The 11,786-nt window shown below is 35.6% G+C and carries 12 protein-coding genes and 1 tRNA gene; 11 read left to right on the top strand and 2 right to left on the bottom strand.

The window, feature by feature from the left end:
• The first annotated feature begins 16 nt into the window (after positions 1-16).
• From ACTJJF_RS07910 to ACTJJF_RS07930, 5 genes are all read left to right on the top strand, one after another.
• A complete protein-coding gene (locus ACTJJF_RS07910) occupies positions 17-214 on the top strand; it encodes a DUF308 domain-containing protein (RefSeq protein WP_312303339.1) in 198 nt (65 codons plus the stop codon).
• Entirely contained in the window at positions 204-1,076 is an 873-nt protein-coding gene (locus ACTJJF_RS07915; RefSeq protein WP_440699292.1) for a PstS family phosphate ABC transporter substrate-binding protein, read from the top strand. The genes ACTJJF_RS07910 and ACTJJF_RS07915 overlap by 11 nt, the downstream gene beginning before the upstream one ends.
• Before the next feature lie 91 nt (positions 1,077-1,167).
• Entirely contained in the window at positions 1,168-2,820 is a 1,653-nt protein-coding gene (locus ACTJJF_RS07920; RefSeq protein ID WP_440699293.1) for a tetratricopeptide repeat protein, read from the top strand.
• A gap of 82 nt (positions 2,821-2,902) precedes the next feature.
• The gene (gene bshB1, locus ACTJJF_RS07925; RefSeq protein WP_440699294.1) at positions 2,903-3,622 is read left to right on the top strand and encodes a bacillithiol biosynthesis deacetylase BshB1; all 720 of its coding nucleotides are present in this window, start codon (positions 2,903-2,905) and stop codon (positions 3,620-3,622) included.
• A gap of 35 nt (positions 3,623-3,657) precedes the next feature.
• Positions 3,658-3,733 (top strand) — tRNA-His (locus ACTJJF_RS07930).
• A 263-nt stretch (positions 3,734-3,996) separates the two neighbouring features.
• Here the strand turns inward: ACTJJF_RS07930 and ACTJJF_RS07935 are convergent.
• Positions 3,997-4,332: a DUF3276 family protein gene (locus ACTJJF_RS07935; RefSeq protein WP_027375472.1), complete on the bottom strand. Its 336-nt coding sequence runs from the start codon at positions 4,330-4,332 to the stop codon at positions 3,997-3,999.
• A 99-nt stretch (positions 4,333-4,431) separates the two neighbouring features.
• On the bottom strand, positions 4,432-6,093 hold the full coding sequence (locus tag ACTJJF_RS07940) for an ABC transporter ATP-binding protein (protein WP_440699295.1): 1,662 nt from the start codon (positions 6,091-6,093) through the stop codon (positions 4,432-4,434).
• Positions 6,094-6,184: 91 nt separating this feature from the next.
• Here ACTJJF_RS07940 and ACTJJF_RS07945 point away from each other — a divergent pair, with 91 nt between their 5' ends.
• From ACTJJF_RS07945 to ACTJJF_RS07970, 6 genes are all read left to right on the top strand, one after another.
• The gene (locus ACTJJF_RS07945; RefSeq protein WP_065399459.1) at positions 6,185-7,090 is read left to right on the top strand and encodes a transcription antitermination protein NusB; all 906 of its coding nucleotides are present in this window, start codon (positions 6,185-6,187) and stop codon (positions 7,088-7,090) included.
• Between the two features lies 1 nt (position 7,091).
• A complete protein-coding gene (locus ACTJJF_RS07950; RefSeq protein ID WP_312303360.1) occupies positions 7,092-7,601 on the top strand; it encodes a DUF1573 domain-containing protein in 510 nt (169 codons plus the stop codon).
• Between the two features lie 10 nt (positions 7,602-7,611).
• Positions 7,612-7,959, top strand: a complete 348-nt coding sequence (gene yajC, locus ACTJJF_RS07955; RefSeq protein WP_312303363.1) for a preprotein translocase subunit YajC — start codon at positions 7,612-7,614, stop codon at positions 7,957-7,959.
• 165 nt (positions 7,960-8,124) lie between these two features.
• Positions 8,125-8,859 (top strand): SDR family NAD(P)-dependent oxidoreductase, encoded by a 735-nt coding sequence (locus ACTJJF_RS07960; RefSeq protein ID WP_312303366.1) that lies wholly within the window; start codon positions 8,125-8,127, stop codon positions 8,857-8,859.
• Between the two features lie 324 nt (positions 8,860-9,183).
• Complete coding sequence (locus ACTJJF_RS07965; protein ID WP_440699296.1) at positions 9,184-10,029, top strand: mechanosensitive ion channel family protein; 846 nt, start codon at positions 9,184-9,186, stop codon at positions 10,027-10,029.
• A 197-nt stretch (positions 10,030-10,226) separates the two neighbouring features.
• A complete protein-coding gene (locus tag ACTJJF_RS07970; protein ID WP_440699297.1) occupies positions 10,227-11,762 on the top strand; it encodes a T9SS type A sorting domain-containing protein in 1,536 nt (511 codons plus the stop codon).
• Positions 11,763-11,786: the final 24 nt, after the last annotated feature.

Genomic DNA, 11,786 nt, shown 5'->3' on the forward strand with positions numbered 1-11,786 from the left:
TTTGTATTTTTGTTACATGATGTTCAATTGGTTATCCTTGATCACGGGATTGTTTTATATCGTTTTAGGAATTGTAGTGATTGTCTATAAATTCTTCTTTACCATTCTGGAACCTGCAGTGGCCTATGCATTAGGTGTGCTGCTGGTGATCTATGGAATATTCAGAATTTACAGGGCAGTTTCAAAAATAAAAAAATCGAGAGATGAGGAATAGTTTTAAAATTACAGCCCTTTTTGCTGTGATGATGATGCTGGCAGGCTGTAAAAAAGAAGAGAAATCTCCCTCTTATCATAAAGGTGATCTTACTATTCTTACTGACGAATCTTTTCAGAGTGTTACCGAAGCATTAGCTGAAGGCTATATGATCAACTACCCTGATACCCGTATCAAAGTAGAAACAAAGAAAGAAGACTTAGGTTTTCTTGATTTGTTGAAGGGAAATGCAAAGGTAGTGGTAATGTCCAGAAACCTTAATCCTGAGGAAATAAAGACATTTGAAGAAAGAACAGATCTTAAATTTCTCCCTGCCAAATTTGCAGCGGATGCAGTTGTTTTTGTAGTTCCTAAAGACTCTCCGAAAGAAAGCATTACGATGGATGAGATCAACAGCGGTCTCTTATCAGATAAAAAAGAGTTTATCTTTGACGGAAATAATTCCAGTAACCTGAATTTTGTAGCTGAAAAACTGAAAAAACAGCCGAAGGACCTTAAATACTCCATTATTCCCGGAAATAAGGAAATCATAGAGGAAATGGGAAAATATCCTGATAAAATAGGCGTTGTAGGACTGAATACTTTCAGCCGTCCTTATGATAAAGCCTCAGAGAAACTGAGAGATATGGTGAAAGTTCTGCCTGTGGTAGATAAAGGAGTAACCTATACTGCAGACCATGCCGGCCTTAGTACCATGGAATATCCTTTTACAAGAGTACTTTACTTCCTTGTAAATGAAGGTAACTTTAACATTGCCAATGGATTTATAAGATTTTCATGTACCCATTTAGGGCAGAAAATTGTTCAGAAAGAAGGCCTTCAGCCCTATAATCTGTACAAAAGAGAAGTACAGATGCGTTAAAAATTATTAAACTCACAATTTACCTTTAAAAAAAATATGATTTTGGTCTGAAAATTGTGTAGAATATAACTCAATTATTAGAAAATATAAAATGAAAGATATAATGAATATGAATGTAAAGAAGATTGCTTTTGGAGCAGCCGTAGTATTTTTTACGGGTTTTGCCTCTGCACAGACATTGCAGGACGGTATCAACAGTATAGACAGTGATAAATTTGCTCAGGCAAAAACAAATTTCACTGATATGATCGCTAAAGAACCTACTGCTGAAAACTACTTCTATTTAGGAAATACTTTCTTAAAACAAGGAGAGCCGGATTATGCAAAAGCTACTGAAAGCTTCAACAAAGGATTGGCTGCTGACAGCAAAAGCTACCTTAACAAAATCGGTCTTGCTACCGTTAAATTAGGAAAAGGAGATAAAAATGCTGTTGCAGAAATTCAGAAAGTAGTAACAGATTCAAGAGAGAAAGATGCTGAAGTACTGTTCAGAGCTGCTGAAGCTTTAACTTTATTCGAAAAAAACAGTTCTCCTGATATTGCTATCCAATATCTGACTAAAGCGATTGAAAAAGCTGAGAAAAAAGGAGTTCCTGCACACTACTATTATACATTAGGAGATGCTTACAGATTGAAAAGAGCTCCGGGTGAGGCAATGTCTGCTTATGATAAGGCATTACCTGTAGCTAAAAATAAAGCTTCCGTTTACACAAGAATGGCAACTCTATGGATGGCTGCGCAGGTATGGCAAAAAGCAAAAGAAAGTGTTGATAAAGCAATCGCTGTAGACCCTACATATGCTCCTGCATATAAGGCACTGGCAGGATATGATATCAGATACCAGCAAAATGCAAAAGCTACACAGGACCTTATCAACTATACAAAATATGCTGATGAGGATCCGTATACTCAGTTAGAAATTGCTAAATTATATTTCACCAACGAAGATTATGCAAACTCTAAATCAGTTTTAGATAAAATCTTTGATAAAATTGATGACCCTATCAAGTTCAAATTAAGAGCTTACCAGGCTTATGCTGACAGAAACTATGCAGATGCAAAGCAAAACATGGATACATTTGTTTCTCAGGCTGAGAAAACAAGAATCCAGCCTGCTGACCAGGGGTTACAGGGGCTTATCGCTGCAGGATTAGCAAAAGATGAAAAAGATGCTGCTAAAAAATCTGCTTTAATGACTGAGTCTCAGCAGAAAGTGGCGATTGCAAAAGCTGCAAAAGATGAAACAATGAAGTGGGATTTAGAATTGGCCAACATCGCTGGAGGTGGTGGTGCTTCTCAGGCTGAAGCTGATAAAGGACCTACTAACCCTACCATTGAAGCTCTGAAGAAACAGGTAGCTGCTAACAGCCAGGATTCTGATGCTCTGTTTAAATTAGCAACAGCTTACCAGGATGTTAAAAACTGGAATGGAGCAATCCTTACATGGCAGAAAATGTCTGCACTTCTTCCTGACTGGGCTCCGGCATATTACAGCCAGGGATATTCTTACCAGCAGGCAGGAAACAATGATGCTGCAAAATTAGCGTACGAAAAATTCATCAGTACAGTAAAACCGGCTGATCAGGAAGCTAACAAGCAGACTCTTGCCTATGCTTACTTTGCAGTAGCTTATATGAGCAAAGACTCTGATATGGCAAAAGCAAAAGACTATGTTGCAAAATCTTTACAGTTGGATCCTACTTACCAGGATGCTGTAAAATTAAATGCAGAAATCAATAAGTAATTTAAAATTTAAATTATAGATATTAAAACTTCCCATTCTTAATGTTTGGGAAGTTTTTATTTTAAACCTATCTTTGAAATATATGAAAACTGATATACTTGCTTTTGGAGCACATCCGGATGACGTAGAGCTTGGATGTGGCGGAACTATTGCCAAAATGGTTTCAGAAGGAAAAAAATGTGTTGTTGTAGACCTTACAAGAGGAGAGCTGGGGACCAGAGGTACAGATGAAACAAGAAAAGCAGAAGCTGTAGAAGCTGCCAAAATCTTGGGGCTTTCTGCAAGAGAGAACCTTGGGATGAAAGACGGCTTTTTGGTCAATTCTGAAGAATACCAGATGAGGATCGTAAAAATGATTCGCAAATACAGGCCGGAAATCGTCTTAGCCAATGCGATTGATGATAGACATCCGGACCATGCAAAAGGAGCGAAATTAGTGTCGGATGCGTGCTTTTTGTCCGGATTAAGAAAAATTGAGACCGTAGTGGATGGAGAAGCCCAGGAAGTATGGAGACCAAAGCATGTTTTTCATTATATTCAGTGGAAAGATGTCAAACCGGAGTTCGTTATTGATATTTCAGAATTTCTGGATAAAAAGATTGCGTCATGTATGGCCTATAAAACCCAGTTTTATGACCCGACTTCAAAAGAACCCGAGACTCCGATTACGACAAAAGACTTTTTTGAAAGCTTAACCTACCGTGCACAGGATTTGGGAAGATTATCGGGAGTGACTTATGCTGAGGGCTTTACGTCAGAAAGATTAATTTCTTTGAAAAATTTTGACGGAATTGTTTGGTAGTTGAGGAAATTGTCCTATATTTGCACTCAGAAAACGGTGATTGTAGCTCAGTTGGTTAGAGCGTCGGATTGTGGTTCCGAAGGTCGTGGGTTCGAGACCCATCATTCACCCAAAGAAAGTACACTTTTTGAAAGTGTACTTTTTTATTTTCTATCCATTTCAATCATTGGCAACTCTGTTTTTGTTTATTTTTTATTGAATACTTTTTTCAGTTTCTACTTATAAATCTTGTGTAAGTATGCAAAAATGGCTTACTAAAATCTTTAAGTACTCTTGGGTAGTTAAAATCTATATTCATATTTTAGATAGAAATGACTTCAGAACATAAAAAAAAGCATCTTTTTCAGATGCTTGTGTTTTTAGATATTCTTTTTTTAAACCTCGTCGTCAGAATCAATTGTGAATGATCTGCTTTTGAAGTCTTTGTCATGTTTTTCTGAAATTACATCCTCACCCTTTTCATTAATGATGAAATCTGTGGACTCATTAAACATCTCCTGGAAACTTTTAAAATCTTCCTTATAAAGGTAAATTTTGTGCTTCTCGAATGTAGCTTCCCCATTCTCTCCGAAATTCTTCTTACTCTCAGTGATTGTAAGATAATAATCTCCTGCTTTCGTCTCGCGCACATCAAAGAAATAAGTTCTTCTCCCTGCTTTTAACACCTTCGTGAAAATCTCATTTTCATGGCGTTCCTTGTATTCACTCATTGTTAGATATTTTTTAATCTTGTTAAGAACAAATATAAAAGAATTCTTTTAATCACAAAATTTTTTTTATGATTTATTTAACAATTGAGAACGAAACGGCTATGCGGTTACAGAATTGGTAATTTCCGTAAGGTTGATGATCTGGTCGGCTTTTTGAGCGCTAGACTCTCTGTGTGTGATGATTATGGAAGTGGCGTTGCTGATTTTTTTATCAATATTTTCCAGAATATTCTGTTCCGTTTCAGTATCCAATGCAGACAAAGAGTCATCAAAAATAATGATATTCGGGTCCTTGATTAAGGCCCTGGCGATACATATTCTTTGCTTCTGACCTCCCGAAAGCATAACGCCCCGTTCACCCACAAGTGTTTTATATTGCTCTTTAAACTCAACAATATTTTTGTGAACATCTGCAATCTGAGCATATTCTACTACCTTTTCATGAGAAGGATGATCAATGGCAAAACCAATATTATTTTCAATAGAATCTGAGAACAGATAGCTTTCCTGAGGAATATAGCCGATAAAATTTCTGTAGTTATCTAGATTATGGTCTTTCAGGTTTTTACCGTCAATTAAAATTTCACCATCAGTAGGGTCTATCAGCCTGCATAATAGTAAAGCAATCGTAGACTTTCCGCTTCCGGTTTTTCCCATAATAGCCAAAGATTCTCCTGCCTTGATTTTGAAACTTAAATTATCCAGTGCCTTGATTCCTGTATTAGGATATACATACGAAACATTTCTGAATTCAATATCTCCTTTAATGGTATAGTTCTCAAAATTGGTATTAACGATCTCCGATTTTTTATCCATAAATTCATTGATCCTCTGCATAGAAGCTTCCGCTCTCTGGTTCACGGAAGTTACCCAGCCTACCATTGAGAATGGGAAAATCAGGGTATTGATATACATGAAAAAATCAGCAATTTTACCGATACTTAATTCTCCGGCAATATATTTTGTTCCTCCGATCCAGATAATCGCAACGTTCAGGAGCCCGATAACAAATAAAATAATGGTAAAAAAATAAGCTTCCGTCTTAGCAAGATCCAATGCCTTGTTCTGATAATCGGTAACCTTTATTCCATAGTTCTTTTCAATATACTTTTCTCTTGCAAAAAACTTTACCACACGAATTCCCGAAAAGCTGTCCTGTACAAAAGTGGAAATCGCAGACTGGCTTTTCTGCATAATCTTCGACTTTTTATTGATAATGGAACTTACTTTATAAATAGCAAAAGATAAAATAGGAAGAGGAAGCAAAGTCCATAAAGTCATGGATGCATCCGTTTTTACCATATAAATAGCAGTGATCAGGACCAGAACGATGAGGTTGGCCACATACATGACTCCGGGACCAAGATACATTCTTACAGCAACCACATCTTCACTTAGCCTGTTCATCAGGTCTCCGATGGTTGTCTGCTTATAATCCGTTAAAGATAAATCCTGGTAATGCCTGTAAATTTTATTTTTAAGCTCATATTCAATTCTTCTGGAGGCAACAATGATCGTCTGTCTCATCATAAAAGTAAAGAATCCTGTTAGAAGTGAGCATCCTACAATGATTCCCACATAGATAAGCACCTGTTGATTGAAACCAAGATTTCCGCTTTTGGTAAGCTCATCTACAGATTTTCCTACAAACTGAACCTTATATATATTGAAGAAATTACTGGCAATGATAAAGAGTATCCCCCAAAACAAAAGTATTTTGTGTTTCCAAAAATAGGGGTTTAAGGTTTTAAGCGCTTTCATATAGTTGCACAAAATTACAAAAATGTCATCATACTACGAATTTCATCAATTTTAAATTTTGTATCTTTGCACGCATAAAAAAGCTCTTTGAATGTTAGGAAGACGACAAATCCGTGAAAAAGTAGTACAGACAGTGTATTCTTACTATCAGAATCCTGTAAAGTTTGATGTTTTAGAGAAAAACATGTTCGCTGGAATAGAGAAAATCTATTATCTCTATATCTACCAGCTTAATTTCCTGGTGGCCCTGAAAGATCTGGCAGAACACCAGATTGAAATCGGAAAGAACAAATATCTTAAAACAGATGCTGATATTAATCCTAACCAGAAATTCATCAACAACCAGGTATTGCAGAAGCTGGAAGAAAATCCTGAAAGATTATTCTTTACAGGACAGCACAAACAGCTGAAATGGGATATGCACGATGATCTTCTGGTAAAGACTTTCCAAAGAATTACTGCCGGGAAACGTTATCAGGATTTCATGAAAGAAGAAGGTTATTCTTTTGAAGAAGATCAGAAATTTATCGGAAAACTATTTTTACGATATATTGCTGAAAATGATGATTTCCATGATTATCTTGGAGATAAGGAACTTTCATGGTATGACGACATCCATATTTCAAACTCAATGGTACAGAAAACAATCGGTTTCCTGAGAGAAGATGAAGAAAGCAGAACACTGATCAAAATGATCAAAGATGAAGATGATAAGACTTTTGCCAGCAAACTTTTAAAAGATACCCTGAACAATTGGGAAAACAACGAGAAAAAGCTGGAAGAAAGACTTGAAAACTGGGATCTGGAAAGAGTTTCTCTAATGGATAAAGTTATCTTGTCTACTGCGATTTCAGAATTGGATAATTTTGCTTTCACACCTTCAAGAGTTATTATTAATGAATATATCGAAATTGCAAAAGTATTTGCTACAGACCGTTCCAATATCTTCATTAATGGTATTTTAGATAAATATTGTAAAGATCAAAATAGAATATAAAATGAAAAAGACGTTATCAATTATCGCCTTGTCTATTATAGGTTTTGGGCTGGTTTCATGTAAAAAAGAAAACAAAGAAACCCAGACTGCTGAAACAGTAGCTACAGATTCTACAGCTATCGGAGCTCCGGTAACTGCTGATTCTACAGCAACTCCTGCTGCTCCTGTGGAGGAAACAGCAAGAACTTCAAATGAGCCATCTACTACGGTTGCTTTATCTGAAAGCAATTTCGATTTTGGGAAAATCAAAAAAGGAGATAAAGTAGAGCACGTATATGAAGTGACCAATACCGGAAAAAATCCATTGATTATCTCTGAAGTAAGACCTGGATGCGGATGTACAGCACCGGATTTTACAAAAGAACCGATTATGCCTGGTAAAAAAGGTAAAATTACCCTGCATTTCGATTCATCAAGCTTTGACGGAAACGTACAGAAATATGCTGATGTTTTTGCTAATGTAGAAAAAGCTCCGATTAAATTAACGTTCACAGCGAACATCCAACCATAATTATAAAAATATGTTGACAGTATTTTTGCAGGCACAGCCAGGAGGATCTTCATCAATGATGCTGATCATGATGGGGGTAATGTTTGTCGGGTTTTATTTCCTGATGATAAGACCTCAGATGAAAAAGCAGAAGCAGGAAAAAAACTTCCAGGAAAACCTTAAAGTAGGAACCAGAGTAGTCCTTACATCAGGTCTTCACGGAAGAATTGCTCAGGTTCAGGATGACGGTTTTGTAATCGAAACATTATCCGGAAAACTGAAATTCGAAAAAGCTGCCATTTCAAGAGAAATGACTGAAGCACGTTTTGGAGATAAAGCAAAAGCAACGGAAAAAACAGAAACTGAAGAAAAAAAATAATTCAGTCTGAAAATATTTAGCTGCGGCGGGTGAACGAAGTTCACCCGCCGCAGCCTTTTATTACCTTTCGGAAGTAATGCTGTCAACGTTTAATCTAATAACTCCAGAAAAATATTGTAAAAATATTAGTAGAAATAGTATTCATTAAAAAATTATCTTTGCCCCATGAGTCAAAATACAAATAAAACAGTTCTCATTCTGGGAGCCAATTCAGATGTGGCAAAGCAATGTATCAAAAAATATGTATCGAAAGGATTTTCTGTTATAGCTGCTTCCAGAAATACGAAATCTCTTGAAAGTTTTATTGTAGAGAATCATCTGAACCCTACTCAGGTTTCCGTTTTGTATTTTGATGCTGCAGATTTTGATTCCCATCAGGTATTTTATTCGGCACTTTCCATAAAACCTCATATCGTTGTATATGCTGCCGGTTTTCTGGTGGATAACCAACAGGCACTCACTGATTTTAAAGGTGCCAGACAAATGATGGAGGTCAATTATATGGGAGCTGTTTCTATCCTGAGCATTCTTGCTATGGATAAAAGCAATAAAAATCTTGAAAGAATAATCGGTCTTTCTTCCTTATCCGGAGTAAGAGGCAGAAAAAGCAACTTTGTGTATGGAAGTACAAAAGCAGCATTCACTCAGTTTCTTGCAGGATTAAGACAGGAACTGGCTTCCCGTAAAATCATTGTCAATGCCCTGGTCATCGGTTATATCAGGACAAAAATAAATGAAGGATTAGAACTGAATGAATCTTTGATTATGGAACCGGATTACGTAGCAGAATTTATAGTCAATGCAAAAAAATCATTTACCATTGTTCCGAATTTTAAATGGAAGATCATTTATCATATCCTGAGATTGCTGCCTGAAAGCCTGGTGGCAAAACTTCCATGATCGCTCTGATATCGTTTGTACATGAGATAACTGATAACTAAGTCTTAAAATTGCATGGATTATTTAAAAGCGGTATCGTTTTTGTAATTCTATGTCCCGGAATTATTTTCTTCTCAGTAAGACCTGATTTTAAAATGATCATTGAGTAAGGCGGACGTCATCTTTTTCGTCATCAAACTATTTTCATATATCCTGTCCGTTTCTTTAATCTGAAGATTGAAGACCGGTTTCTTTTTGATAGTAGATTTCACTTACTCCACCTCATTTTTACTTTCCGTCAGAGAAAATCAAAGAATAATTATATAAAAATAAGCAGTAGAAAAAATGGACGATTTAGAATTGAACAAAATTCAGCAGCATTGGGATACCTTAATCTCTTCAGCCATTGCATGGGCACCTAAAGTTATTACAGCAGTCATTTCCGCATTACTGATTTACCTTATCGGGTCTTGGATGATCAGAATGATAAAAAAGCTGGTTGAGAAAGCTTTCAAAAAACGTAATATGGAAGCATCATTACAGCTTTTCCTTTTAAATATTATCAATTGGGGGCTTAATATTCTTCTTTTTATTGTAGTGGTAACCCAGTTGGGAGTGCAAACTTCGGCATTTGTAGCAATGATTGGTGCTGCCGGTCTGGCTGTAGGTTTAGCTTTGCAGGGATCGCTTACCAACTTTGCAGGAGGAATTCTTATTTTATTATTAAAACCTTTTAAAATCGGTGATTTTATTTCTACTAATTCCGGTGTATCGGGAACGGTGCAGGCTATTGATATTTTTCATACCAAACTGATCACTCCGCAGAATCAATTGATTATTATTCCCAATGGTGTGGTTTCAAACAACAGTATTACCAATTTTACTCAATTAGGGACACGCAGAACTTCTTTGGATATCGGTATTGCTTATGATGCAGATCTCAGACTGACCAAAGATATTCTGATGCAGGTCATTAAAAATAATCAATACGCACTTACGGATCCCGCGCCACAGGTAGTGGTAACAGAGCTTGGAGACAGTGCCGTAAATGTATCGGTGAGGGTAAGTACTTCCACTGAAAATTTCTGGACAATGAATGAAGAGTTGATCATAGCATGTAAAGAAGCCCTCGATAATGCCGGAATCGGAATTCCTTTTCCACAAAGGGATGTGCATGTTTATAATCAATAATAGATATAACTTTAATTTAAATTGTACTGAAAATTCCTGCATCTAATGAATGCGGGAATTTCTATTTGTTCTTTTTTTGTTGATTTTTTAAAGGTTCCCTTCAGAATATTTTCTACAAATATTAAAAGGTAAGGAATGTATTTTAATATTGAAGCTGAAAAATATTAAATTATATTTGTACGAAAAACATAATAAACATGATAAACAGGTTTCTTTTCCTAGCTATAATTTCCTTTTCAATACTATCAGTAAAAGCACAAAATCAGTTTCTTGACCCTACTTTTGGTACTAATGGTGTCGTTACTTATACGCCTGGTAACACAACCAATTTTAATTATGAAACAGGGATTGTAACATCCCAGAATAAAATAGTAGTTAGCGGAAGCTATTATCCTACGTCTACTAGCGGTCAGGATATTACTACAGTTGTCCAAAGATTAAATGCAGATGGAACATTAGATAATACATTTAATGCACTGGCTATTCCTCCTCCATTGGTTATAAATTCTATTCGTTTTCTAAGGATGAACATTCAAGCTGATCAGAAAATCTTATTGGGTGATATCTTTGGAAGAAGGTTAATTCGGTTACATGAAAATGGAACTTATGATACAGGATTTGGTAATAATGGAGTTGTTGATACGCATATTTATGATTCCTATTTCAGCCCTAACGGAATCAGTGCATTTAAACTAAGTAATATATTTCCAACTAATGATAACAAAATTTTATTATGTATTAAGGTCATCATAAATCAAGAATCACAATATATGATTACCCGTCTTAATGAAAATGGTTCTGTTGATACATCCTTTGGAAATAATGGGCTGTTATTACATGTAGCTGAGTATGGTAATCTCGCTCTTCAAAATGATTCAAAAATAATTTTTATAGGTCAGAAAGCTGATAAGACCTATATGAAATTCAGATATACTGGAGATGGTACTTTAGATACTTCTTATAATAATAGTGTACTACAATATACTCCTTTGGTAGACCACACAAGTACTCTTTTCAATGTTGTGGGAAAAGATAATAATACTTACATATATTCGATCTCTCCATCTACAAATTCATTCACTGCTTTTATTACATTAATGAAACTTAATCAAAACGGAGATTTTGATAGCAGTTTTGGAACAAATGGGATTGTACATGAACCTTATTACAGTAATAACAATAATTATCTTATTGATACTAACCTACATTATCCTACATTGTTGTTGGATAATAACAATAACATATTTGTTGTAAATACAGTAAGTTCTACTGGAAATAGTGCTGATATGAATCTTTTTGTTAAGAAATTCAAACCTAACGGAACTGTAGATACAGGTTTTGGAAACAATGGTTTAGCAGAAATCGATTTGAATTATAGAGAGGTGATGAGATCAGCCATTATTACCCCTGATCAGAAAATTATGGTATTTGGAAATTATCAGACTCCGGTTAAAGGGCTTATTACAAAGATTCTGAATAATACAAATGCATTGTCCGTTAAGGAAGAACGTTCTAAGATTGAATCTGTAAGTATCTACCCTAATCCTGTAAAAAATATTCTTCATATCAATAGCGGGCAGACGAAAGATCTGAATGTTGAAATTACAGATGCAGCGGGTAGAAGTATATTAAAAACAGGTATTAAAGACAATAAACTTAATGTAAATGAACTGCAGAAAGGTATTTATTATCTGAAAATGGGAAATACATCCCATAAGTTCATCAAGGAATAAAACAAAAGACGGGATTCTTCTCGT

Origin of the sequence: Chryseobacterium sp. 22458, assembly GCF_052044975.1 — a bacterium.
In the GTDB taxonomy this organism is placed as follows: Bacteria; Bacteroidota; Bacteroidia; order Flavobacteriales; family Weeksellaceae; genus Chryseobacterium.